At 59.7% G+C, this 25,280-nt stretch carries 19 protein-coding genes and 4 tRNA genes; 9 read left to right on the top strand and 14 right to left on the bottom strand.

The window, feature by feature from the left end:
* Nucleotides 1–34: 34 nt before the first annotated feature.
* The gene (locus CHU94_RS12505) at nucleotides 35–1,006 is read right to left on the bottom strand and encodes an asparaginase (RefSeq protein ID WP_094480318.1); all 972 of its coding nucleotides are present in this window, start codon (nucleotides 1,004–1,006) and stop codon (nucleotides 35–37) included.
* Nucleotides 1,007–1,120: 114 nt separating this feature from the next.
* Here CHU94_RS12505 and lexA point away from each other — a divergent pair, with 114 nt between their 5' ends.
* The 3 genes from lexA (at nucleotide 1,121) to CHU94_RS12495 (ending at nucleotide 3,216) form a co-directional block, all read left to right on the top strand.
* On the top strand, nucleotides 1,121–1,795 hold the full coding sequence (gene lexA, locus CHU94_RS12500) for a transcriptional repressor LexA (RefSeq protein WP_094480316.1): 675 nt from the start codon (nucleotides 1,121–1,123) through the stop codon (nucleotides 1,793–1,795).
* Nucleotides 1,796–1,815: 20 nt separating this feature from the next.
* Nucleotides 1,816–2,142: a hypothetical protein gene (locus tag CHU94_RS19080; protein ID WP_141211457.1), complete on the top strand. Its 327-nt coding sequence runs from the start codon at nucleotides 1,816–1,818 to the stop codon at nucleotides 2,140–2,142.
* Between the two features lie 66 nt (nucleotides 2,143–2,208).
* Nucleotides 2,209–3,216: a D-2-hydroxyacid dehydrogenase family protein gene (locus CHU94_RS12495; protein WP_094480314.1), complete on the top strand. Its 1,008-nt coding sequence runs from the start codon at nucleotides 2,209–2,211 to the stop codon at nucleotides 3,214–3,216.
* Between the two features lie 14 nt (nucleotides 3,217–3,230).
* Here the strand turns inward: CHU94_RS12495 and CHU94_RS12490 are convergent, their stop codons facing one another.
* Nucleotides 3,231–5,192, bottom strand: coding sequence for a FimV family protein (locus CHU94_RS12490; RefSeq protein ID WP_094480312.1), 1,962 nt, complete (start codon nucleotides 5,190–5,192; stop codon nucleotides 3,231–3,233).
* Between the two features lie 99 nt (nucleotides 5,193–5,291).
* Between CHU94_RS12490 and CHU94_RS12485 the strand changes: the two genes are divergently transcribed.
* From CHU94_RS12485 to CHU94_RS12470, 4 genes are all read left to right on the top strand, one after another.
* A complete protein-coding gene (locus tag CHU94_RS12485; RefSeq protein ID WP_094480310.1) occupies nucleotides 5,292–6,812 on the top strand; it encodes a 3-hydroxyacyl-CoA dehydrogenase in 1,521 nt (506 codons plus the stop codon).
* A 104-nt stretch (nucleotides 6,813–6,916) separates the two neighbouring features.
* Nucleotides 6,917–7,636 carry a Crp/Fnr family transcriptional regulator gene (locus CHU94_RS12480; RefSeq protein ID WP_094480308.1) on the top strand — a complete coding sequence of 240 codons (720 nt, stop codon included), beginning with the start codon at nucleotides 6,917–6,919 and terminating at the stop codon, nucleotides 7,634–7,636.
* A 42-nt stretch (nucleotides 7,637–7,678) separates the two neighbouring features.
* A complete protein-coding gene (locus tag CHU94_RS12475) occupies nucleotides 7,679–8,764 on the top strand; it encodes a phosphotransferase family protein (protein WP_094480306.1) in 1,086 nt (361 codons plus the stop codon).
* 43 nt (nucleotides 8,765–8,807) lie between these two features.
* A complete protein-coding gene (locus CHU94_RS12470) occupies nucleotides 8,808–10,082 on the top strand; it encodes an acyl-CoA dehydrogenase family protein (protein ID WP_094480304.1) in 1,275 nt (424 codons plus the stop codon).
* 100 nt (nucleotides 10,083–10,182) lie between these two features.
* Here CHU94_RS12470 and CHU94_RS12465 read toward each other — a convergent pair whose 3' ends face one another.
* From CHU94_RS12465 to CHU94_RS12410, 12 genes are all read right to left on the bottom strand, one after another.
* Nucleotides 10,183–11,421, bottom strand: coding sequence for an HD-GYP domain-containing protein (locus CHU94_RS12465; RefSeq protein ID WP_094481052.1), 1,239 nt, complete (start codon nucleotides 11,419–11,421; stop codon nucleotides 10,183–10,185).
* A 113-nt stretch (nucleotides 11,422–11,534) separates the two neighbouring features.
* Nucleotides 11,535–12,164 carry a DUF6806 family protein gene (locus CHU94_RS12460; RefSeq protein ID WP_094480302.1) on the bottom strand — a complete coding sequence of 210 codons (630 nt, stop codon included), beginning with the start codon at nucleotides 12,162–12,164 and terminating at the stop codon, nucleotides 11,535–11,537.
* A gap of 13 nt (nucleotides 12,165–12,177) precedes the next feature.
* Nucleotides 12,178–12,270, bottom strand: a tRNA-Leu gene (locus tag CHU94_RS12455).
* A 71-nt stretch (nucleotides 12,271–12,341) separates the two neighbouring features.
* Nucleotides 12,342–12,415 (bottom strand) — tRNA-Cys (locus CHU94_RS12450).
* Nucleotides 12,416–12,493: 78 nt separating this feature from the next.
* Nucleotides 12,494–12,569: transfer RNA gene (locus CHU94_RS12445), tRNA-Gly, on the bottom strand.
* A 91-nt stretch (nucleotides 12,570–12,660) separates the two neighbouring features.
* Nucleotides 12,661–15,102: an endopeptidase La gene (gene lon / locus CHU94_RS12440; RefSeq protein WP_094480300.1), complete on the bottom strand. Its 2,442-nt coding sequence runs from the start codon at nucleotides 15,100–15,102 to the stop codon at nucleotides 12,661–12,663.
* 143 nt (nucleotides 15,103–15,245) lie between these two features.
* Entirely contained in the window at nucleotides 15,246–16,511 is a 1,266-nt protein-coding gene (clpX, locus tag CHU94_RS12435; RefSeq protein WP_094480298.1) for an ATP-dependent Clp protease ATP-binding subunit ClpX, read from the bottom strand.
* Between the two features lie 97 nt (nucleotides 16,512–16,608).
* Nucleotides 16,609–17,238, bottom strand: coding sequence for an ATP-dependent Clp endopeptidase proteolytic subunit ClpP (gene clpP / locus CHU94_RS12430; protein WP_303396087.1), 630 nt, complete (start codon nucleotides 17,236–17,238; stop codon nucleotides 16,609–16,611).
* 139 nt (nucleotides 17,239–17,377) lie between these two features.
* Nucleotides 17,378–18,688: a trigger factor gene (gene tig, locus CHU94_RS12425; protein ID WP_094480296.1), complete on the bottom strand. Its 1,311-nt coding sequence runs from the start codon at nucleotides 18,686–18,688 to the stop codon at nucleotides 17,378–17,380.
* 70 nt (nucleotides 18,689–18,758) lie between these two features.
* A tRNA-Leu gene (locus CHU94_RS12420) sits at nucleotides 18,759–18,845 on the bottom strand.
* 113 nt (nucleotides 18,846–18,958) lie between these two features.
* Nucleotides 18,959–22,114, bottom strand: coding sequence for an efflux RND transporter permease subunit (locus CHU94_RS12415; protein WP_094480294.1), 3,156 nt, complete (start codon nucleotides 22,112–22,114; stop codon nucleotides 18,959–18,961).
* A gap of 7 nt (nucleotides 22,115–22,121) precedes the next feature.
* On the bottom strand, nucleotides 22,122–23,294 hold the full coding sequence (locus CHU94_RS12410; RefSeq protein ID WP_094480292.1) for an efflux RND transporter periplasmic adaptor subunit: 1,173 nt from the start codon (nucleotides 23,292–23,294) through the stop codon (nucleotides 22,122–22,124).
* Between the two features lie 138 nt (nucleotides 23,295–23,432).
* Between CHU94_RS12410 and hpnC the strand changes: the two genes are divergently transcribed.
* Both hpnC and hpnD read left to right on the top strand, forming a co-directional pair.
* On the top strand, nucleotides 23,433–24,305 hold the full coding sequence (gene hpnC, locus CHU94_RS12405) for a squalene synthase HpnC (protein WP_094480290.1): 873 nt from the start codon (nucleotides 23,433–23,435) through the stop codon (nucleotides 24,303–24,305).
* 63 nt (nucleotides 24,306–24,368) lie between these two features.
* Nucleotides 24,369–25,208, top strand: a complete 840-nt coding sequence (hpnD, locus tag CHU94_RS12400; RefSeq protein ID WP_094480288.1) for a presqualene diphosphate synthase HpnD — start codon at nucleotides 24,369–24,371, stop codon at nucleotides 25,206–25,208.
* Nucleotides 25,209–25,280 lie beyond the last annotated feature (72 nt).

The following is a 25,280-nucleotide window of genomic DNA, read 5'->3' as shown; positions in this document are numbered from 1 at the left end:
GCACCGCCCGAAAAAGCCGCATCTGCGGCTTTTTTTACGCCATCAGCTCCAGCATCAACGCGATGCGCGCCTTCACCGGCGAAAGGCCCTGCGAGTGGGGCAAGGCTGCAGGGGCATCCCCCGCCACCACCTGACCGCGTGCGCAGCGGCTGGCTCGCACCACCTGCACTCCATGTGCCTGTGCCTCCAGCAAGGCGGTCTCCAGATCCACATGCAGCGTGCCATTGCCCGTACCCGCTACCACCAGACCGCGCAGTGGGGGAACCGTGACATCGGGTGCGACCAAGCTGCGCACCATTGCACCTGAAGCGCCCGCGTAGCTCATCACAATCTCCACCCGTGGCCATGGGGCGTTGGCCAGTGCCGGCAAGTCCACCATGCGGGGTGATGGCGCGAGATCAGGGTTGCCCAACCAACGCACGCGAGCCTCTTCCACCAGCGCCAAGGGCCCAGCATCGCCCGAATCAAACGCATCCACGCGGTAGGTGTAGCACTTTTGCACCAAGCGGGCGCTGTGTACCGCGCCGGCACACACCACCAACACGCCACGTGCCATGTCGTCCAGCGCCACGGCCACCGCATCCAGCACGTTTTGCGGACCATCGGGCGTCAGGGCCGACGCAGGGCGCATGGCGCAGGTCAGCACCAAGGGTTTGGACTGCAACAGCGTGGCAGGCAGCACTTGCTCCAGAAAGTAGGCCGTTTCCTCCAAGGTGTCCGTGCCATGGGTGATCAGTACCGCATCCACCTCGGCATCCTGCAAGTGCTGAGCGCAGCGCTGCGCCAGGGCAGCCCACACGGAAAAGCCCATGTCCTTGCTGTCCACCTGGGCCACCTGCTCGGCGACCAACGCACGCCCACACAAGGCGTCCTGCAAGGGCGCAATGTCTTGCAGCAGCGACTGCACCCCCACCTGCCCGGCCTTGTAGCCCACGTTGTCTGATCCTCGTTCCGCGCGGCCCGCGATGGTGCCCCCCGTGCCCAAAACCACCACTTTTTTACCCATAAATCACCGCCTCGCTTGCATTTGCATAAAAACTGGTTAAAAATACAGCTACTGGATGAGAAAACAGTGTGTATAGACACACAGCCAGCACCGACCCAACACGAAGGAGTCAGTATGCTTGAAAGCCCCAAACTCACCGCCCGCCAACAGCAAATTCTGGATCTGATCCAGGGCGCCATTGCGCGCACCGGCGCCCCCCCCACCCGTGCGGAAATCGCTTCCGAGCTGGGCTTCAAGTCGGCCAACGCCGCCGAAGAGCATTTGCAGGCCCTGGCCCGCAAAGGCGTGATCGAACTGGTCAGCGGCACCTCCCGCGGTATCCGCCTCAAGGGCGATGTGCTGCGCTCCATGCAAGAGTCGCGCATGAAGCAGTTTGCATTGCCCCTGCCCGGCCTGGCCCAGCTGGCGCTGCCCCTGGTTGGCCGTGTGGCCGCGGGCTCCCCCATCCTGGCCCAAGAGCATGTGGACCAGACCTACTACGTCGAAAACAGCCTGTTCCAGCGCCAGCCTGACTATCTGCTCAAGGTGCGTGGCATGTCCATGCGCGACGCCGGCATCATGGACGGCGACCTGCTGGCGGTGCAGGCCACCAAGGACGCCAAAAACGGCCAGATCGTCGTGGCCCGCCTGGGAGAAGAAGTCACCGTCAAGCGCTTTCGCCGCAACAAACACCTGATCGAACTGCACCCTGAAAACCCTGACTACCAGACCATCGTCGTCGAGCCGGGCGAACCCTTCGAAATCGAAGGTTTGGCTGTGGGCCTGATTCGTAACACCATGTTGATGTAATTCCGCCAGAAAGCCCTGCCATGACCACTGCCCTCGTGATGAAACCTGACTTTCTGGCGCCCCTGCGTCCACTGCTCGCCTGGTTGCTGCCCAACCGCCCTATATGTACTCCGGGCTTTCCAGCGACACGTGCCATGGAGCCCAAATTCGCTCCTTATTTGATAGCTACTCGCGCACAATCCACGGGGGCTAGATGCCAAAATGGCCTTAAATCCAAGCCACTGCGAGTAGTCCGTGTGCTGGAAAGCGGGCAATCCCGCACCGAGGTCGGGCGTATGGTGATCTCTGGCCGCATGGCAGACGTGTGTGCCGAGCTGGACCGCCTGGCCGCCTGCGAAGCCGCGTAACAAAAGCAGGGCACATTTGCCCTGCGCCCTCTTGGGCAGCCAGCATCCCAAGGCACAATGGCAAGTATGAATATTGTGATTCTGGACGACTATCAGGATGCGGTGCGCAAGCTGCAATGCTCTGCCAAACTGGATGCTTTCCCGGCCAAGGTATACACCAACACGGTCAAGGGCATGGGCCAACTGTCCATTCGGCTCAAGGACGCGGACGTGATCGTTCTGATCCGCGAGCGCACCCAGATCACCCGAGCGCTGATCGAAAAACTTCCCCGCCTCAAACTCATCGCCCAAACCGGCCGTGCTGGTGCACACATCGATGTACAGGCCTGCACCGAACGCGGCATTGCCGTAGCCGAAGGCGTGGGCTCCCCTGTCGCCCCCGCGGAACTGACTTGGGCCCTGATACTGGCCGCCATGCGCCGCTTGCCCCAGTACATCGGCAACCTCAAGCATGGTGCTTGGCAGCAGTCCGGGCTCAAAGCGGGCTCGATGCCTGCCAATTTCGGGCTGGGGAGCGTCCTGCATGGAAAAACTTTAGGCCTGTGGGGCTATGGCCGCATTGGCCAATTGGTCGCAGGTTATGGCCGGGCATTTGGCATGAACGTGTTGGTCTGGGGCAGTGAAAGTTCGCGCCAAAAGGCTGTGCAAGATGGTTACCAGAGCGCAGCCGACAGAGAAGATTTCTTCTCCCGCAGCGATGTACTCAGCCTGCATTTGCGGCTGAACGACAGTACGCGAGCTATTGTCACCAGCTCAGACCTCGCCTGCATGAAAAGTACAGCCCTTTTGGTCAACACCTCACGGGCGGAACTGATTGAGGCAGATGCCCTGATTGGTGCCCTGAATCGCGGTCGCCCGGGGATGGCTGCAGTGGATGTGTTTGAAACCGAGCCGGTGCTACAAGGGCATGCGCTGTTGAGGCTGGAGAATTGCATCTGTACGCCCCACATCGGCTATGTAGAGCAAGATAGCTACGAGATGTACTTTGGTGCGGCCTTCGACAACGTGGTGAATTTCATCAAAGGTACTCCCTCCAACATCATTAATCCAGGCGCGCTGCAAGTACGGCGTTAACTGCGGTCCCGGCTCTAGCGCCGCGGCGTCCAGGGTGGCGTGAGGGATGATAAGCCCGACGCGTCGAATTCGATGAGATTGTCTTGGGCCGGCACAGACTCCGACAAATCCAAGTCGATGTCGGTAGCAGGCAATGCGGCTTCCACTGGAACCGGGCCAGTGTCTGCAGGTGGCAGAGACGGCTCAGCCGATTTGGCGGTACTGAACGGTGCCACACCACTGGTGGCTTCCCCTGACAGGCGTGTCAGCAGCGCGTGCAAAAGCAGCAACTCGCGGAAGGCCTCCAAATCGAAGCGCACCTCCGCTGCTGCATTGGGGTCGCGTACCAGGCATTTTTCAATGAACTCTAGAGCTGCCCGACTCGGCCACACCGAAGCGATATGGGCACACAACTCAGGGTACATCTCCAGCCCTTGTCCGGCTTGGTTGAACTGGTTGTAGGAAGGCACTTCGCCGGTGAAGAGCGCGTTGAACTCATCGCGATAGCGGTCAAACGCCGCTTTGCGGCTCAGCGTATGCAAGGCCTTGAGAAGATCCAGGTAGACCAGTGGATTGGACTCCGCGTGGTCGGAGATGTTGTGCTCCAGCAAAGCGATCGCATCGTCATACTGCCCAAGCGTCATGAAAAAATCTGCCTGCTGGCGTACATCCACAACCTCTTGGGTGTTGATGGAGCGCAGCGAACCGGACATGCTGGGCGAAAAATCGCGCAAACCCATCATGCGGGAGGAGAGCGGGGCCGAAGCAGTCGGTGTCACCACGGGGGCCGGTGGCGACAACTCGTCCAAGTGCAAGTCGATGTCCACATCGGTCAAGGGCTTGCGGCTAACCGCTGGCTCAGACTTTGCCGGAGGCGGCATGACCGCCACAGGCGCAGCAGCTAGCGGAGGATGGGCTGCGAGGATGTTGTCTTCGGCAGTGGTTTCACGTTCCAAAGACGTCAACTGGGAATCGCCTTGCCCACGCCACCAAGGTGCATCGCCTGCATTGCGGAGTCGGTGCAACAACCACCCCATGCCACCGGCTAAGGCCAACAGTGCCAAGAAAAGGGCATACACCAGTGGATTGGCGTACCGCTCGGATTCTGATTTTTCCAGCCGCGCCAGCAAGCTCTGCACCTGGCGCTGATTTTGTGCGGTTTGCTCAGTTAGCTTGCTGACGTTTTGTTCGAGGCCTTGCAAACGCGCAGCGTCTTGCAAAACCTCTTCCGGTGTGAGGTTCAAGGTCTTCCAGAGCGCTGCCGCCGCAAGGCGCTTTTGCACATCCTCCACCGGAGGGACCAACAACTCCGAGGACGACTTGAGCGCGGGTTCCCAATCCTGCGACAAATCCAGAGGGGCCAGTTTGAGCCGGGACCGACTCGTGGTTGGCGTCTTGCCACCGGACTTGGGAGCATCCGCACGCGGCGTAGTTCTTTTGGCGGGCACCGCAGGAACTGGAACAGGCTTGGCCGTCGTTGTAGCGGCAGAGGTACCGTTTCCTGTCTCCACTGCAGCAGGGGCGCTGGATGGCAAGCGCTCCGCCGAGGGCGGGGCTGCAGATGGGCGTGTCAGTTGGGCAGGAGCAATGGGCACCACTGCCGGACTGATCTCGGAGACCAAATCGGCCAGCAACACGTAGCGGCGGGAAGTGGACACGCCACAGGCCGAGCGAAGGTAGATCGACACCACTGGCTCATCAACCGGCATACGGGCTTGAATACGCACAGCCGTGGGCTGGCCCGCAGCATTGCGCTCGGGCGTGATGGCCACGCGGGTGGCCTCTTGCCGTACGTCGCCATAGAACACATCCGCCTCAAAACACACCCCACTGGCGTCTTCGTCCGCCGCGAGCTGCACGGGTACCGTGATCTGCAAAGGCTGCCCCAACAAGGCCGCTCCGCGGGCGCGGCCCAGCGTCAGTGCACTGCTGCCCATGGCGGCACACAGGAGCACCGCCCCAAGGGCGCAATGGTTAATTTGAAAGACCGGCTTCATTGATGCAATCAATTCTCGCACACCCCAAGCGTGCGCAAAAGCGCCCCTGCCAACCGAAATGCCCCCTCCATCTTCGCCGCTACGCCAGATAATCCGGGCATGAAACCACACTTTGAACACATCGGCATCGTCGGTGCCGGCGCCATGGGGCGCGGCATTGCACAAATTGCAGCACAGGCAGGCAGCACCGTCTGGCTGTTTGACCTGAACCCGGACGCCGCCCGAGCCGCCAGGGAACAATTGCACGCGCAATGGAACACGCTGGTGACCAAACAGCGTATCCAGCCCGCGGATGCAGAGACCTACCTCTCCCGCATTCACGTAGCAAGCGGGTTGGAAGACCTGGCGCCATGCGAATTGGTGGTGGAAGCCGTGGTGGAGCGGAAGGATGCGAAGACCCAGTTGCTGCAAGCCCTGGAAGCATGCACCCCCGCGTCTACCGTGCTGGCTAGCAACACCTCGTCCCTCTCCATCACAGCGCTGGGGGCCACACTCCAGCACCCGGAACGTCTGGCGGGCTTTCACTTCTTCAACCCGGTACCGCTGATGAAAGTGGTGGAAGTCATTCCCGGCATTAAAACGGCCTCTGCAGTGGTGCAAGCATTGCAGCAATACGCCAAGGACCTGGGCCACACCCCCGTGCTGGCGCAAGACACACCGGGATTCATCGTCAACCATGCGGGCCGGGGCTACGGCACCGAAGCGCTGCGAATTGCCTCCGAGGGAGTCGCGGACTTTGCCACCATCGACCGCATTCTGCGCGACCAGGTCGGCTTTAAGCTCGGGCCCTTCGAGCTGATGGACCTGACCGGGCTGGACGTGTCGCACCCCGTCATGGAGGCGATCTACCACCAGTACTACGAAGAGCCACGTTATCGCCCCAGTGTGATTACGGCACAGCGACTGGCTGGCGGACTGACAGGCCGCAAGACCGGCGAGGGCTTTTACCGCTACAGCGACGGGCAAGCCACACTCCCCGCCGAGGCACCTGTGCCCGTGGTGGACGAGATGCCACCGGTATGGCTGTCACCCCGTGCCTCGCGCCGCATGGAGCTGCTGATGCTGCTGAAGAATCTGGGCGCCAAGATCGAAACCGGGCAATCGCCCTCGCCCGCCGCACTGACGCTGGTGGCCCCACTGGGCTTTGACATCACTACCGTGGCCGTGGTGGAACGGCTCGACCCCGCACGCACCGTAGGCATCGACATGCTGCTGGACGATGCCACGACCAAACGCCGCGTGCTGGCAACCAACCCGGCCACGCGGACCGACATGCGTGACGCCGCCCACGCCCTGTTTGCGCGCGATGGCAAGGCAGTGAGCGTGGTGCGCGACAGCGGTGGTTTTGTGACCCAACGCGTCGTGGCCAACATCGTCAACATTGCCACTGACATGTGCCAGCAAGGCATTTGCAGCCCCCGCGATCTGGAAACCGCTGTGACCATCGGTCTGGGCTACCCGATGGGGCCATTGGCCCTGGGCAACCTGTGCGGCCCTACCAATGTGCTGGAAGTGCTATTCAACATGCAAACGGTGTACGGTGATACGCGCTATCGCCCCAGTCCGTGGCTGCGCCGTCGCGGAGCCATTGGCCTGAGCCTGCTGCACGAAGAAGAGTAAGCCTGTACCAGACGCACTGGTGACAACCCCGGGATCGGCGCACGGTCTCGGGGGTGACAATGTGGGCGCGATTTCCCTTCTGCAAGTCACCCAAAAGACAGGCCATGGACGAACCCATTCTTACCATTGATGAACGTACTGCGATCAACGCAGGGCGCTGGTTTTCATCCCTCTCTCCTTCTCTCAAACACGACATTCTTCGATGCGCCTACGTCAAACGCTACAAAGACGGCGAGCTGATTGCAGCGCGCGGCGAGCCGCCCGAGGAATGGATTGCCTGTGCCAAGGGTGCAGTGCGCGTGAGCTCCACGTCCATATCGGGCAAGCAAATCACGCTGACCTACGTGGAGCCTGGCATCTGGTTTGGCGATGTGGCAATTTTCGACGGGGACCGACGGACGCACGATGCGTACGCGCATGGGGACACGACGATTCTGTGCGTGGCCAAGGCCGACTTCCGCAAGATTCTGGCCAATCATGTGGAGCTGTACGAAGCCATGCTGCGCCTGCACGCACGACGCATTCGCCAACTCTACGGTTTGGTGGAAGACCTCAACACCCTACCCTTGCGCGCGCGCCTGGCCAAGCAATTGCTGCACTTGGTGCGCAGCTACGGAGTGCCCTCGCTCAGCGATGGCAGCGAGGTGCGCATTGGCCTGCAGCTGGCACAAGAAGAGCTGGCGCAGTTGTTGGGTGCGTCCCGCCAACGCGTGAACCAGGAGCTCAAGGCCATGGAGCGCGAGGATGCCATTCGCATCGAACCGGGCGGTTTAGTGATTCGCGACCGCGCCGCGCTGATGCGCATCATTGACGCTGACAACTAGTTTTCGGCCTTCGCACGCCCCCACTTTGAACAAACCATCTGCATGAGCGACTTTGACCATTTTGTAGGCACCCGTTCCGTCTCAGGCCAGCACGCCATTGACATCGCGGCCCTGGACAGGTGGATGCACCAGCACCTGCCTGGCTACAGTGGCCCGCTGGACGTGGAGATGTTCAAGGGCGGCCAGTCCAACCCGACCTACAAACTCAACACGCCCGGCAAAAGTTATGTCATGCGGGCCAAGCCTGGGCCCGTGGCCAAGCTGCTGCCTTCGGCCCATGCCGTAGAGCGTGAGTTTGCGGTAATGCAAGGCCTACACGGCACCGATGTGCCAGTGCCGCAGATGCACTGCTTGTGCGAAGACGAGTCCGTCATAGGCCGCGCTTTCTACGTCATGGAGTTCATGCAAGGCCGCGTGTTATGGGACCAGTCGCTGCCGGGCATGACGCCGCAGGAACGCGGCGCCATCTACAACGAAATGAACCGCGTGATCGCTGCGCTGCACACGGTGAAATTCGCTGAGCGCGGTCTGGCCGCGTATGGCAAACCCGGCAACTACTTCGAACGCCAGATTGGCCGCTGGAGCAAACAGTACGTCGCCTCCATCACACAGCCCATTCCCGAGATGGACCAGCTCATGGAATGGCTGCCCAAGAACATCCCCACCATGGCGCGTGACGACAGCATGGTCAGCATCGTGCACGGCGACTACCGGCTGGACAACCTGATGTTCGACAGCACCGAGGCCAAAGTCCGCGCGGTGCTGGACTGGGAACTCTCCACGCTGGGCCACCCGCTGGCCGACTTCAGCTACCACTGCATGGCTTGGCACATTCCACCGGGTGCTTTCCGCGGCATCGGCGGGCTGGACTTTGCCGCGCTAGGTATTCCCCTTGAAGACGACTACATCCGTATGTACTGTGACCGAACTGGCTTGGCCAATCCCGAGCAGCTCAAGACGGACTGGAATTTCTACATGGCCTACAACATGTTCCGCATTGCGGCCATCCTGCAGGGCATCGCCAAGCGCGTAGAAGCCGGCACCGCCTCTAGTGCGCAAGCGGTCAGCTCAGCCGCGGGCGCCCGCCCGTTAGCCCAGATGGCCTGGACGTTTGCCCGCCAAGCCTGACCCCTTTTTCGTACTGCATACGCGCCCTACTCCCGGAGACTCCATGGATTTTGACTACTCCCCCAAGACCAAAGAGCTGCAGGCCCGCCTGCTCAAGTTCATGGACGAGCACATTTACCCGTCCGAAGCGGCCTACCATGCAGAAATCACGGCCAACACCGCCGCGGGCAAGCGTTGGACGCCGCTGCAGACGATTGAAACCCTCAAGCCCAAAGCCCAGGCCGCCGGCCTGTGGAACCTGTTTTTGCCCGTGGACAGCGCGGAGGCCTCGGGCTACCACGGCGCGGGCCTGACCAACCAGGAATACGCCCCGCTGGCGGAAATCATGGGGCGCGTCATGTGGTCGAGCGAGGTGTTCAACTGTTCAGCGCCCGACACGGGCAACATGGAAACCATCGCCCGCTACGGCTCGGATGACAACAAGGCTCGCTGGCTCAAGCCGCTGCTGGAAGGCAAGATCCGCTCGGCCTTCGCCATGACCGAACCCGATGTGGCGTCCAGCGACGCCACCAACATCGAGACCCGCATCGAACGCCAAGGGGATGAATATGTCATCAATGGGCGCAAATGGTGGATCTCCGGTGCCGGTGATCCACGCTGCGCTGTCTACATCACCATGGGCAAGACTGATCCCGAAGCGCCCCGCCACTCGCAACAGAGCATGGTGCTGGTACCTGCCGACACCAAGGGCATCACTGTGGTGCGCCCCCTGAATGTGTTTGGCTACGACGACGCCCCCCATGGCCATATGGAAATGCGCTTCGAGAACGTGCGTGTGCCCGCCAGCAACATCCTGTTGGGCGAAGGCCGCGGCTTCGAAATCGCACAAGGCCGCCTCGGCCCCGGTCGCATTCACCACTGCATGCGCCTCATCGGCCTGGCTGAGCGCGCACTAGAACTCATGTGTAGGCGTGCATCCAGCCGTATTGCGTTTGGCAAGCCCATCGCGGCTCAGACGGTGACACAGGAGCGTATCGCAGAAGCCCGCTGCAAAATCGATATGGCCCGCCTGCTCACGCTCAAGGCAGCCTGGATGATGGACATGGCAGGCAACAAGTTCGCCAAGAATGAGATCGCCATGATCAAGGTGGTCGCGCCCAGCATGGCCTGCGAGGTGATTGACTGGGCCATGCAAGTCCATGGTGGTGGTGGCATGTGCGACGACTTCCCATTGGCCTACAGCTACGCACAAGCTCGCACGCTCCGTTTTGCCGACGGTCCGGACGAAGTGCACCGCAACGCGATCGCCAAACTGGAATTAGGAAAGTACGCACTCGACCCCAAGCCGGTAGAGATGCCCATCACCCGCGGCTGCTAAACGAAAAAAGGGAGCGAGTGCCAAGACACTCGCTCCCTTTTTAATAGCTATTCACGCAACATCCACGGGGGTTAGATCCGGATTTGACTTAGATTTCCCCCTACCAAGGGGCATTGGGCAGCCCCGACCACAGCTCATTCAGGTCGGTAAAGCGCCATTTGGCAGGATCTTCGCGGCTGGCGATCTTGTCGTTTGCGGTGGGCTTGGACAAATCCACCAACTCAGGGACGATACGCATATTGGACTTGGTAGAGAAGAATACCTTCACACACGGCGTAGTTAGGGATTTTGCAGTCTGCTCCACCACAACGCCCAAGCGCCCCGAACTCAGGCGCACCAAAGAGCCGATCGGGTAAATGCCCAAACTTTTCACGAAGGCCTGGAATACTTTCCCGTCGAAATGCCCATTGGCCCACTCGGCCATCTTGCGCAGCGATTCCGCGGGGTCCCAGCCCGTTTTGTAAGGCCGGTTGGAGGTAATGGCATCGTACACATCACAAACTGCCCCCATCTTGGCGAACAGGCTGATCTCCTCTGCCTTCAGGCCTTCAGGGTAGCCAGAACCATCGGTTTTTTCATGGTGGTGCAGGCAGACATCGAGAACAACAGGATCAACATCCTTGCCCCCTTTGAGCAGGCGGTATCCTTCTTGCGGATGGGTCTTGATAATCGCAAACTCGGCGTCGGTCAGCTTACCCGGTTTGTTCAACACATCCATGGGCATGGCAGCCTTTCCCAAATCGTGCATCAGGCCTGCGAGTCCGGCCAAACGGCACTGCTCCTCATCGAGGCCCAATTGCTTGGCCAGCGCCACCATCATGGCGCACACCGCCACGGAATGCATATAGGTGTAATCGTCAGCCGTCTTGAGTCGGGCCAAACTGATCAACGCACCGGGATTGCGCGTGACCGAGTCGGTGATTTCCTCCACCATCTGCTTGGCGCCACCCGCGTCCACCGTGTTGCCCATTCGGGCTTCCTGGAACATGGACATCACCGCCTGCTTGGACTGGTAGCAAATCTTTGCCGCACGCTGCAATTCCACATCAATAGTGACTGGCGCAACTTCCCGCTGTGCCGACACCGCCTGGCGTAACTCTTCCTCAACTTGCTCTTCGGATTCAGACTCTGTCACTGCCGACTGGCCGTCGGCAACATCCAACCCCTTGCTGCTGTCAATCCAGACTTCCTTGATACTGCTGGCAAGAATGGTGGTGATGTCTTTCGGATCAGTGATCACAAAGCCCGTACGCCAGAACGGGTGCTCCATCCAGGAGCCACAAAACTCCTTGAGGTGCATGCCCACTGTCAGTTGCTGAACGCTGATTTTTTTGAGCATGGACTTGTTTTTGGAAACGCGCAACGACACGGACAATCCGAGAATCAGGCTACATGGTCTACGATGAATTCAGTATACGTGCCCGCGTGCCAAAACTCGCAAAAAAAATGGGCTCAGTGCAAATGGCGTGGTTTGCGTCCGCCGCCATGTCCGCTGCCAAAGCCGCCACCGGATCCACGCGGGGGTTTGCCAATCTCGAGCGAACTGACCAGAGCGTCAAAGCGTTGGGTAAACAGCTTGTCCACCTCCGCCACCACACCACCCAACTCCGAGCCATCAAAATGGCGCTCCATCAGGTTGATGACATCCTGCACCAAAAGATCGCGCTGGACCTGCATGATGGAAGCCGGGTTGGGACCAACGAACAAGACAAGAAAATCGTCTCTTGACGCCGCACCAGGCGAGGCCTCTTCCTCGTCGAACTCTGCGTCGTAGAAAGTGACTTCAATCGCGGCACCGGCCTCAGCCAATTCATTCAGGCTCATGCAAACCTCGTCCAAGGTCTGGCGAAAGTCGTCATCACCGGCGACCGTCCAGCACATCTGTAGTACGTGATCGTGCGCATCAAGTTGGATACCCGGCTCATCTTCATAGCTGCTTTTGGCACCATCCGTCAGCGACTTGGCTCCGGCATATTTCCACATCGGTTTCAACGCATCCTGCAATTGCGCAAAGGTCACGTCTGCGCGCAACATCACTTGGCCGTGGACATGGATTTCAAATGGGGCGTTGTAGTTCGACATAGCAGTGTGTGGTTGGTGCCCGAGACCGGAATCGAACCGGTACGCCCGTTATTCACGAAGCGGCGGATTTTAAGTCCGATGTGTCTACCTATTTCACCACTCGGGCACGTGGGTCTATTGTCAAACAAAAACGCCCCGCCAACCGAGGCCGACGAGGCGTTTGTAACCAGAAAAATCTGGAGGCGCGGTCCGGAGTCGAACCGGACTAACCGGATTTGCAATCCGGGGCATAACCGCTTTGCTACCGCGCCAATTTTCATTTAGCCCAAATCCGAGATCGGACCTGTGACTAATAAAAAAGGGAAGCAGCTGCTTCCCTTTTTCGGAATTGGAGCGGGAAAAGAGTCTCGAACTCTCGACCTCAACCTTGGCAAGGTTGCGCTCTACCAACTGAGCTATTCCCGCGTTTCAAGCCTCAAATTGTAGCGTATTTTTAAGCTACTTGGCAAATAGTTGAAAACTTTTTGCTCTTGCCACTTTCGAAATACGTACTGCTTCAGTGCTTGATCGAATCCGATAATTCTACCTCAGAAACAGGTGCAGAAACACCCGCTGCAGGCGCTGCATCCTCTTCGGGAAGAGGCACAGGCAAAGACTCCAGCGCCAGTTCCAACACCTGGTCAATCCAGCGAACCGGCACGATTTCGAGTCCGTTCTTCACATTCTCGGGAATGTCCTGCAAATCCTTGGCATTCTGTTCGGGAATCAATACCGTCTTGATGCCTCCGCGCAGTGCTGCCAGCAGTTTTTCCTTGAGACCACCAATTTCAGTGATCTCGCCACGCAAGGTGATTTCACCTGTCATGGCTACGTCACCACGCACGGGGATACCTGTCAGCGCGGAAACAAACGCCGTCGCCATCGCGGCCCCCGCACTGGGCCCATCCTTGGGTGTTGCACCATCTGGCACGTGAATGTGAATATCCTTCTTCTCGAACACCTCATCCTTGATGCCCAGGCGGCGTGAACGGCTGCGCACCACAGTGCGGGCTGCTTCGACCGACTCTTTCATCACATCGCCCAAAGATCCGGTACGCGTGATTACGCCTTTGCCAGGTGTCAACGCCGCTTCAATGGTCAGCAGATCTCCCCCAACTTCGGTCCATGCCAACCCAACGACTTGGCCAACCTGGTTCTGCTCTTCCGCACGACCATAGGTGTATTTGCGAACACCGAGAAAGTCGTTCAGGTTGTCAACGGTTACAACCACTTGGGGTTCCAGCTTCTTGAGCAACAAGCCCTTGACCACTTTGCGGCAAATCTTGGAGAGTTCACGCTCCAAAGAACGAACACCAGCTTCCCGTGTGTAATAACGCACGATGTCGCGTACTGCATCCTCCGACACTGCCAGCTCGGAAGCCTTCACGCCATTGTTCTTCATCTGCTTGGGCAACAGATAGGTGATGGCAATGTTCGTTTTTTCGTCCTCCGTGTAACCCGAGAGCCGAATCACTTCCATGCGGTCCAGCAACGCCGGAGGAATATTCATGGAGTTGCTGGTGGCCACGAACATCACATCGCTGAGGTCGTAGTCAACCTCTACATAGTGGTCGCCAAATTTGTTGTTTTGCTCGGGATCCAATACCTCCAACAAAGCGCTGCTGGGATCGCCGCGGAAGTCCGTGCCCAGTTTGTCGATCTCATCTAGCAAGAACAGTGGGTTGCGCGTACCAACCTTGGACAGGCTTTGCAGAACCTTGCCTGGCATGGCACCGATATAGGTACGGCGGTGGCCGCGAATTTCCGCCTCGTCGCGCATACCACCCAATGCCATACGCACGTACTTGCGCCCCGTTGCCTTGGCAATGGATTGCCCCAGCGAAGTCTTGCCAACACCAGGAGGGCCGACCAGGCACAGGATGGGCGCCTTTACCTTGTCCACGCGCTGTTGCACTGCGAGGTATTCCAGGATACGGTCCTTTACCTTGTCCAGACCATAGTGGTCTTCATTCAGCACATTCTCAGCATTCAACAAGTTGTGCTTGATCTTGGTCTTGGTAGTCCAGGGCAAGCCGGTCAGCACTTCAATGTAGTTGCGTACCACTGTGGCTTCGGCTGACATGGGCGACATCAGCTTGAGCTTCTTGAGTTCGGCTTCGGCCTTCTTCAAGGCCTCCTTGGGCATCTTGGCGGATTTGATCTTCTTCTCGATCTCCTCGATATCCGCGCCGTCCTCGCCCTCGCCCAGCTCCTTCTGAATAGCCTTCACTTGTTCATTCAGATAGAAGTCGCGCTGGTTCTTCTCCATCTGGCGTTTGACGCGGCCACGAATTTTTTTGTCGACATTGAGGATGTCAACTTCGCGCTCAATTTGTTCGAACAGATTTTCCAGACGGTCCTTCACCAACGGCAAGCTCAGCACAGTTTGCTTGCTATCCAGCTTCAGGGGCAGATGGGCAGCAATGGTGTCGGCCAAACGACCGGCATCGTCAATACTGGAAATCGAGGTCAGAATCTCTGGCGGAATCTTCTTGTTGAGTTTGACGTACTGGTCGAATTGCTGCATCACGGCTCGACGCAGCGCTTCCACTTCGCTGGCTGCTTTGCGCGCCACATCACTGTTGTCATCCACAACCTCAATGGGCGTAACGTTTGCAGTGAAGTGCTGCTCGCCTTCCACAATTTCATTGACAGTAGCGCGCTGATGCCCCTCCACCAAGACCTTCACGGTGCCATCAGGCAACTTCAGCATCTGCAAAATGGTGGAGACACAGCCCACATCAAACATGTCCGACACGACGGGGTCGTCTTTGGCCGCAGCCTTCTGCGCCACCAACATGATGCGGCGATCTGACTCCATGGCAGCTTCCAGCGCCTTGATGCTCTTGGGACGCCCGACAAACAGGGGGATCACCATGTGGGGGAAAACGACCACGTCACGCAAAGGCAACAATGGCAAATCAATGGGGGTAGCAGGCAGTGGTGTGTGGCCAGACATGGGGAACCTTTTCGTTACCTGTTGAATATGGACCGAGTTGCCTGAAATTCAAGCGCAGTGCCATTATGGGTGGCAACTTGGCCTGCAATTTCAGGTGTACTCGCCCAAAAGCCCTGTTAATTGAACCCTTGGGCGGAAATGCTCTACGCCTTCTTGGCCGACTCGCGGTAGACCAGCAAGGGCGGCTGGTTTTCTTCGATGGTGGATTCATCGACCACCACTTTTTCCACATTGCCCGCATTGGGCAACTCGTACATGGTGTCAATCAGCGATTGCTCGAGAATGGAACGCAGTCCACGGGCACCGGTCTTGCGCGCCAAGGCACGCTTGGCAATCGCCTTGAGGCCAGCGGGGCGAATTTCTAACTCCGCACCCTCCATGGCCAACAACTTGGCATATTGCTTGACCAATGCGTTCTTGGGCTCCGTCAGAATCTGCACCAATGCGTCTTCTGTCAGCTCCGCCAAGGTGGCCACCACAGGCATACGCCCGACCAGTTCTGGAATCAAACCGAACTTGATCAAATCCTCCGGCTCCACTTCCTTAAACACCTCAGTCAAGGCGCGCTGTTGCTTGCTCTTGACCGCTGCACCAAAGCCGATGCCCGAAGACTCAGTACGGCGCTCAATGACCTTCTCAAGACCTGCGAACGCGCCACCACAAATGAACAAAATATTCGTGGTGTCGATCTGCACAAAGTCTTGGTTGGGATGCTTGCGCCCACCCTGGGGGGGCACGCTGGCCATGGTGCCCTCGATGAGTTTGAGCAAGGCCTGCTGCACGCCCTCACCGGACACGTCACGGGTGATGGAGGGGTTGTCGGACTTGCGCGAGATCTTGTCGATCTCGTCAATATAGACAATGCCGCGTTGCGCGCGCTCCACATCGTAGTTGCAGCTTTGCAGCAGCTTCAAAACGATGTTCTCCACGTCCTCGCCCACGTAACCGGCTTCCGTCAAAGTCGTGGCGTCAGCCATCACAAACGGGACGTCCAGCATGCGAGCCAGAGTCTGTGCCAGCAGCGTCTTGCCAGAACCCGTCGGACCAATCAGCAAGATATTGCTCTTGGCCAGTTCGACATCGTCCTTCTTGGCTTTTTCCTTGTGCTTCAGGCGTTTGTAGTGGTTGTACACCGCCACCGCCAACGTGCGCTTCGCGGGCTCTTGCCCAATGACGTAATTGTCCAGGTTGGCTTTGATGTCAGCAGGCGTGGGCAACTCGCTGCGTGCGTCTTTGCTCTCGGTGGTTGCTGGCAACTCATCGCGGATGATTTCGTTGCAGAGTTCGATGCACTCATCGCACACAAACACCGACGGGCCAGCAATCAGCTTTTTAACCTCGTGCTGGCTCTTGCCGCAGAAAGAGCAGTACAAGGTTTTTTCGCCGGTTGCGCCTTTTTTCTCGGCCATGTGAAGTCTGCCTTTTCGCTAAGTTGAGCAATGATAACCAAATAAAAACGGTGCCTTTCCAGCAGAAAGACACCGTTGGGGGCCTGAAGCCGCTCGATCAGGGACGCTTGGCGATCACCTGGTCCACCAAGCCATATTCCTTGGCTTCGTCCGCAGACAGGTAGTAATCACGTTCGGTGTCACGCTCGATCTTTTCCAAGGGCTGGCCTGTACGTTCAGCCAAGATTTTGTTCAGCTGCTCACGCGTCTTGAGGATTTCGCGTGCGTGGATCTCGATCTCAGTGGCTTGGCCCTGGGTGCCGCCCAAGGGCTGGTGGATCATGACCTTGGAGTTGGGCAGCGAAAAACGCTTGCCCTTGGCGCCCGCAGCCAGCAGGAAAGCCCCCATGCTGGCGGCCATGCCGGTGCATAGCGTTGACACATCGGGCTTGATGAAGTTCATGGTGTCATAAATCGCCATGCCAGCACTCACAGAACCACCCGGGGAGTTGATGTAGAACGAAATGTCCTTGTCAGGGTTTTCGCTTTCCAAAAAGAGAAGCTGGGCCACCACCAAGTTGGCGGTCTGGTCATTCACCGGACCGACCAAAAAAATCACGCGCTCTTTGAGCAAACGTGAATAGATGTCGTAGGAGCGCTCACCGCGACCCGACTGCTCGATGACCATGGGGACCATGCCCAAAGCCTGCGTATCCATTGCGCCGGACATTCCATACTTCACGTTCATATGCTCTCCAAATTGAATGGTCTAACTGTACCGAAAAAACCGGCTCCTCCATGCAAATGGGGCTTGACCGCCAGACTGCAAGTCCCGCGCAAGCCCCATTTGCGGTTCAGCGTGCCGGGCACGCCAATGCCACGGCCAATCAGTTCTGGGCCATCAATTCATCAAAGGACACCGCCTTGGCAGTGACCTTGGCTTTGGCCAATACGAACTCGGTTACGTTGTTTTCAATCACGATGGCTTCGACTTCAGCCATTCGGCGGTTGTCGCCAAAGTACCAACGCACCACATCAGCAGGCTTCTCGTAGCTGGCCGCGAGCTCATCCACGTGGGCCTTGATCTGCTCAGGCTTGGCGGCCAAGTCGTTCACGCGCACCAGTTCAGCCACCACCAGCCCCAAGCGCACACGGCGTTCGGCTTGGGGACGGAAGATGTCGTCTGGAATCGGCGCCTTGTCAGCATCCTTGATGCCGCGTTGCTTCAGGTCTGCACGGGCGCTCTCAACCATGCGATCGAGTTCGGCTTGCACGCTGGACTTGGGTAAATCGAGTTCAGCCTTGGCAACCAGGGCATCCATGGCAGCTTGCTTGTTTTTGGCCAGCAGACGGAACTTAACTTCACGTTCCAGGTTCTTGCGAATGTCGGCGCGCAACGCTTCCACGGTGCCTTCGGCAATACCCAGTGACTTAGCCAGCTCGCCGTCCACGGCGGGCAGGTTGGCAGCTTCGAGCTTCTTCAAGGTCACTAGGAAGTCAGCGGTCTTGCCGGCTACGTCCTTGCCGTGGTAATCGGCAGGGAATGCCAGCGGGAAAGTCTTGCTTTCGCCAGCTTTCATGCCACGGGTGGCGTCTTCAAACTCCTTCAGCATCTGGCCATCACCCAAGATGAACTGGAAGTCATCGGCCTTGCCGCCAGCGAAGGGCTCGCCATCGATCTTGCCTTCGAAGTCTACAGTCACGCGGTCAGTGTCTTGCGCCGCAGTGCCCTGCGCACGCTGGGCAAAGGTGCGACGCTGCTTACGCAAGATTTCGATAGTCTTGTCGATGGCTTCGTCGGTCACGTCAGCAGACAGCTTTTCGACTTCGGCGGTCGCCAAGTCACCAATTTTAACTTCGGGGAACACTTCAAACACAGCGTCGAAAGCCACTTGGCCTTCTGCCGCAGTTTCGCTCTCGGTGATCTTGGGCTGACCAGCCACGCGCAGCTTGGCTTCATTGGCAGCAGTAGCAAAAGCCTCGCCCACTTTGTCGTTCATCACTTCGTAGTGCACAGAGTAACCATAGCGCTGTGTCACCACGTTCATGGGCACTTTGCCAGGACGGAAACCATCCATCTTCACCGTGCGGGCAAGCTTGCGCAGACGGCTGTCTACTTCAGACTGGATCACACCCACAGGCAGTGTCAGGGTGATCTTGCGCTCCAGTTTTTCCAGAGTTTCTACAGTAACGGCCATGGTTAGCTCCTAATGTTGGTGTTGGCAGGACTTTCACCTGCGGCACCGATCAACGGTGCCTGTTTAAGGTTGGTGCGCGGGGGGGGACTCGAACCCCCACAGTGTTGCCACCGTCAGGACCTAAACCTGGTGCGTCTACCAATTTCGCCACCCGCGCAAAAAACAGAAAAGGGAGGCCAAGTGCGCTTGCGAGGAGTTCTTGCAAGGCCCAGACCACCCATTTGAAATCGGTCAGCCCGCTATTTTAACCTGCGGAAAGACCGACTCTCCTCAAGTCCCCGCAGATGGCTCTTTCTTGACCCGGAACCAGGCGGCGTACATGGCCGGCAAAGCCAGCAAAGTCAGCACGGTTGCCACGATCAGACCGCCCATGATGGCCACGGCCATAGGCCCCCAGAACACCGAACGAGACAGCGGAATCATGGCCAGCACCGCAGCCGCGGCGGTCAGCACGATGGGGCGCAAGCGCCGCACGGCGGACTCCACAATCGCGTCCCAGGCCGGGATGCCGTTGGCGCGGTCCTGCTCAATCTGGTCGATCAGGATCACCGAGTTGCGCTGGATCATGCCCATGAGGGCGATCACCCCCAGCAGCGCCACAAAGCCAAAGGGACGGCCCAACAGGATCAGCGCGCCCGCCACACCGGCAATACCCAAGGGCCCGGTGATAAACACCAGCAGTGCGCGGCTGAAGCTTTGCAGCTGCAGCATCAGCAGCGTGAAGGTCAGGAACAGCATGATGGGCACACCGGCCACAATAGACGCCGATCCCTTGGAGCTCTCCTCCACCGCGCCAGCCACCTCAATCCGGTAGCCATGCAGGTTGGCTTGTTGCCAATTGGCTTCCAGCGTTTTGAGCTGGGGCAGCAGTTCGGCCGTCACAGTGGCGCCCTGCAGGCCTTCCACGATGTCACCCTGCACGGTGATGGCATAGTCGCGGTTCTCGCGCCACATCACACCGGGCTCCCAAGTGAACACCGGCTTGGCGATCTGCGTCAGCGGGATCGACTTGCCACTGGCCGTTGGCAGGTAGGCGTTGGCAATGTCAGTAATCGCGTTGCGCTCGTCCAGCGGCTGGCGCAGCACGATGTCAATGAGCTTGTCACCTTCGCGGTACTGGCCCACGGTCGTACCGGCCAGCACCGTCTTGGAGGCTTGGGCGATTGACTGGCTGGTCACACCCAGAGCGCGGGCCTTGGCCTGGTCCACTTCCAGACGCAGCACTTTGACCGACTCATTCCAGTTGTCATTCACACCACGCGTGTTGGGGCTGGCGCGCATCACGGCTTTGACCTCGTCCGCCCGATCACGCAAGGCAATCGGATCGGGGCCGACCACGCGGAACTGCACAGGGTAGGGCACCGGCGGGCCGTTGGGCAGCAGCTTGACGCGCCCACGCACCTCGGGGAATTCGCTGGCCAGCAGCGCCGGCAATTTCACCCGCAGGCTTTCGCGCACCTTCAAATCCTTGGGGATGATGATGAACTGCGACACGTTGGTCTGCGGGAACACTTGGTCCAGCGGCAGGTAGAAGCGCGGCACACCCGAACCAATCCAGGTGCTCACGGTGCTCACGCCCTCCTCCGCCATCAGGCGTTTTTCGACGCGCTGGGTGACTTCCTGGTTGGCCGCGAAAGACGTACCTTCCGGGAACCAGATGTCCACCAGTACTTCGGGGCGGCTGGAATCGGGGAAGAACTGCTGCTGCACCTTGCCCATACCGACAATGCCCAGCGCGAACACCAAAATGGTGGCGCCAATGGTTAGCCAGCGGTGCTGCACGCACCAGCTCACCGTCTTGCGGAAGATGTTGTAGAACGGCGTGTCGAAGTGCTCGGCATGCACACTTTCCTCACCCGCAACGTGCTTGTGCTCCTTGAGCAACAGAGTCCCCAGGTAGGGAACGAAGTACACAGACACAAACCAGCTCAGGATCAGCGCCAGCACCGTCACCGCAAAAATCGCAAAGGTGTACTCGCCTGTAGTGGACTTGGCCAGACCGATGGGCAAAAAGCCTACGGCGGTGATCAGCGTACCTGTCAACATGGGCATGGCGGTCACTTCATACGCGAAGGTGGCCGCACGCACCTTGTCGTAGCCCTCCTCCATCTTGCGCACCATCATTTCCACGGCAATGATGGCATCGTCCACCAGCAAACCCAGCGCAATGATCAGCGATCCCAGCGAAATCTTGTGGAGGCCAATGCCCCAGTAGTACATGCCCAAAAAGGTCACCGCCAGCACCAGCGGGATGGTGATGCCCACCACCAAGCCGGGGCGTATGTCCAGAATCCAGCGCTTCCACAGCGGATTCTTGCCAGGGCGCTTGTGCAAGCCCAACGAGATAAAACTCACCGCCAGCACAATCACCACCGCCTCAATCAGCACTTTCACAAATTCATTGACCGAAGATGTGACCGATTTCGGTTGGTCCTGCAGTTGCACCAGCTTGATGCCAGCGGGCAGATCCCGCTCGATACCGACAAACGCTTTCTCCAGGGACTTGCCCAGCGCAATGATGTCGCCACCCTTGGTCATGGACACCCCCAGCGCGATCACTTCCTTGCCTTGGTGGTGCACCTTCACCGACGGTGGGTCCACATAGCCCTTGGCAATGGTGGCAATGTCTTTGAGCTGCAACTGGTTGCCAGAGGCGCCGCGGATCGGCATGGCCTGCAGCTCCTCGACGCGGTTGAACTGGCCGCCCACGCGCACCTGCACCACGTCCAGCGGCGTTTGCACCGCTCCGGCAGATTCCACCGCATTCTGCTGGCCCAGCTGCGCCAGCACCTGGTTCAGATCCAACCCCAACTGGGCCAAGCGCTTCTGCGAGATTTCGATGTACAGCTTCTCGTCCTGCGCACCAAACAGCTCCACCTTGGCCACATCGGGCACCCGCAGCAGGCGTTGGCGCACGTCGTCTGCAAAGGATTTGAGTTCAGCGTAGTTGAAGCCGTCGGCCTCCAGTGCGTAGATCACGCCGTACACATCACCGAAGTCATCGTTGAAGAAGGGGCCCACCACACCGCCGGGCAAAGTGCCGCGGATATCGCCCACCTTCTTGCGCACGCTGTACCACACGTTGGGCACATCCGACGGTTTGCTGGAATCCTTGATCTGGAAAATGATTTGCGATTCACCAGGTTTGGAGTAGCTGCGGATCTTGTCGGCGTACGGCACTTCCTGCAGCGTGCGCTCAATCTTGTCGGTCACCTGCTCGGCCACCTGCTGCGCCGTAGCGCCGGGCCAATAGGTGCGCACCACCATGGCGCGGAAGGTAAACGGCGGGTCTTCGTCCTGCCCGAGCTGGAAGTAAGACGCCACCCCCAGCAACAGCAGCACGATCATCAGGTAGCGCGTGAGCGCCGCGTGGTCCAGCGCCCACTTGGAGAGGTTAAAGCCTGGTTTCGGTTCGTCGAGGTTCATGCGCGCCTCACTTCGCAGCAGATTCGCTGGCGGCCTTGGCGGCAGCGGGCGCTACAGTTTCAGGAGCTGCTCGCGCAGCATCCGCGCCGGCTACAGCCAACTTTTCCTTGTAAATGGAGACTTTCTGGCCGGGCGACAGCACATGCACACCCGCCGTCACCACCTGCATGCCCGGCTGCAAACCATCGGCCACCACGGCCTCGTTGCCATCGGCCGTGGCCACGGTGATGGGCTGCAGCTTCACAGTCATGCTGGCACTGTCCAGCACCCACACGGCGGTGGACTTGCCACTCTGCACCAGTGCACTGGTGGGCAGCTTGATGACCTGCACACCGCTGCGGTCAAACGCCTGCGGCACCACGGACACCGTGGTACCGAGTGCCAAAGCGTCTTTGGCATCCAGCCCCACCTTCACCACAAAGGTGCGGGTCACCGGGTCGGCACTGGCAGCCACTTCGCGCACCACGCCCTTCACGGTGGTCTTGCTGGCCCAAACCTTCACATCCACCGCGGAACCTGCCTTGATCATGGCCACCTTGTCCTCGGGCACCGAGAACACCACGTCGCGCGGGCCATCCTGGGCAATCTGCACCACGGGGGCCCCTGCACTCACCACCTGGCCAGGTTCGGCGTTGATGGCCGTCACCACGCCCGCCATGTCGGCCACCAGCGTCGTGTAAGACGCCTGGTTGCCCTGGCTGTTGAGCTGGGCCTGGGCCTGGTCGAGCTGGGCCTGGGCGGCTTTGAGCGTGGCCTCGCGGCGCTCCAGCTCAGCACCGCTGATGAAGTTCTGGTCACGCAGCTCCTTGAAACGCTTGAAATCTGCGGCCGCGAGATCTCGGTTGGTGGCGGCAGCGGCAACCTGGGCACGCGCGGCTTCCGTCGCCAGCTTGTAATCCTGCGGGTCCAACTGCGCCAGCACCTGGCCGGCCTTCACGGTTTGGCCCAGTTCCACCGGGCGGCGCACCAGCTTGCCAGCCACACGGAAGCCCAGACGCGACTCAATGCGCGGCCGCACCTCGCCCGAAAACTCCGCCCCCGACTGGATGCTGGCCATACCCACCGTGCTGATCTTGACCGCACGCACCGGCTCCTCAGACGGGGCAGGCTTGGAGCAGGCGGTGACGAACAACGCGGTGGCTAGCACGGCGCCTGCGGTGGTGAAAGTTCTGGTGCGCATGGTGGTGGGAGGCAAATAAAGAAAAACACACGGTGCCGGACAACCTGACCAGCACCACTAATGACCGAATGGTTAGTAATTTAGGGTAAGCCCTGATATTTGTCAAGGCACGGCAGCGCGAATGGGCCCAAAGGCACAATGGCGCCCATGCCCAGCCCCCAGCCTGCCACTACGGCCGCCGCCCCCATCACGCATTACGAGAACTTCCCGGTCGCCTCCTGGCTCTGCCCGCCGCAGTTGCGCACACCGATTGCTGCCCTCTACCACTTTGCCCGCACCGCGGACGACATTGCCGACGAGGGTGACGCCAGCCCGGCCCAGCGCCTGGCCAGCCTGCTGGCCTACCGCCAGGCCCTGCAACAGGCGGCCGAGGGTGGCACCGCCTTTGCCGACTGGCCCCAGGTATTTGGCCCGCTACAGGCTGCGATTGCTGCGCACCAGCTGCCGGTGCAGTTGCTGCACGACCTGTTGGACGCTTTTGTCCAAGACATTGAAAAAACCCGCGATGGCACCGGCTACGCCAACGACGCCGAACTGCTGGACTACTGCCGCCGGTCAGCCAACCCGGTGGGCCGCCTGCTGCTGCACCTGTACGGCGTGCACGATGCCCACGCCCTGGTGGAGAGTGACGCCATCTGCAGCGCGCTGCAGCTCATCAACTTTTGGCAAGACCTGAGCGTGGACATCCCGCGCGGGCGCTACTACCTCACAGAGGCAGCCCGCACACAGTTTGGTGTGTCACAGGCCGATGTACTGGCCCAGCGCCAGACCGAAAATGCTACAAAACTAATTGCTGCTTGCGCAGATTCTGCAAGGGCTAGCATGCTAAAAGGCGCCAATTTGGTACACCGCCTGCCGGGTCGGGCGGGCTGGGAGTTGCGCCTGGTGGTGCAAGGTGGGCTGCGCATTCTGGACAAGATCGCCGCGCTGGACTACGCCACACTCACGCAGCGCCCGGTGCTGCGGGCCTGGGACTTTCCCCTTCTGCTCTGGCGCGCCGCGCGCATGTAAGCCTGCGACCACAATGCGCCTGCGCGCTCCAGCGCAGGACCGCGGGATGTAACAATCCCCGCCATGACTCCAGAGCAATACGTCCAGGACAAAGCCGCCGCCAGCGGCAGTAGCTTCTACTACGCCTTTCTGTTCCTGCCCGCGCCCCGGCGCGCGGCCATCACCGCTTTTTATGCCTTCTGCCGCGAGGTGGACGACGTGGTGGACGACATGGTGGATCAAGGCGTGGCGGCCACCAAATTGGCCTGGTGGCAGAGCGAGGTCAGCAAAGCCTTTGCCGGCCAGCCCAGCCACCCGGTGATGAAGGCCCTGATGCCGCACACCACCACTTACGGCATCGAGGCGCGCCACCTGCTGGGCGTCATCGAAGGCTGCCAGATGGATCTGGAGCAGACCCGCTACCTGGACTACCCCAACCTTCAGCGCTATTGCCACCTGGTTGCTGGCGTGGTGGGCGAGGTGGCGGCGCGCATCTTCGGCCAGACCGACCCGCAGACCACCGCCTACGCCCACAAGCTGGGCCAGGCCTTGCAGTTGACCAATATCATCCGCGACGTGGGCGAAGACGCCATGCGCGGGCGCATCTACCTGCCGGTCAACGAGCTGCAGCAGTTCGATGTGAAGGCGCACGAGATCTTGAAGCGCACGTATTCGGACCGCTTCACCGCGCTGATGAAGTTCCAGGCGCAGCGCGCCCAAGGCCTGTACGACGAAGCCCTGGCACTCTTGCCCGCCGCTGACCGCCGCACGCAAAAGCCCGGCCTCATGATGGCCAGCATCTACCGCGCGCTGCTGCGCGAGATCGAGACCGACAACTTCCAGGTGCTTCACCAGCGCATTGCGCTCACTCCGCTGCGCAAGCTCTGGCTGGCTTGGAAAGTCCAGGCGCTTGGCCGCCTATGAACATGCCCCCCACGGTCGCCCACTGCGTGTGGCTCCCTGCCCCCCAAGGGGGCCGCGTTTTGCCTTGGGACG

The organism is Rhodoferax sp. TH121, from assembly GCF_002251855.1.
Taxonomy (GTDB): Bacteria; Pseudomonadota; Gammaproteobacteria; order Burkholderiales; family Burkholderiaceae_C; genus Allorhodoferax.
Note: the sequence above shows the minus strand (reverse complement) of the source record. Positions and strands in the feature narration are given on the sequence as shown.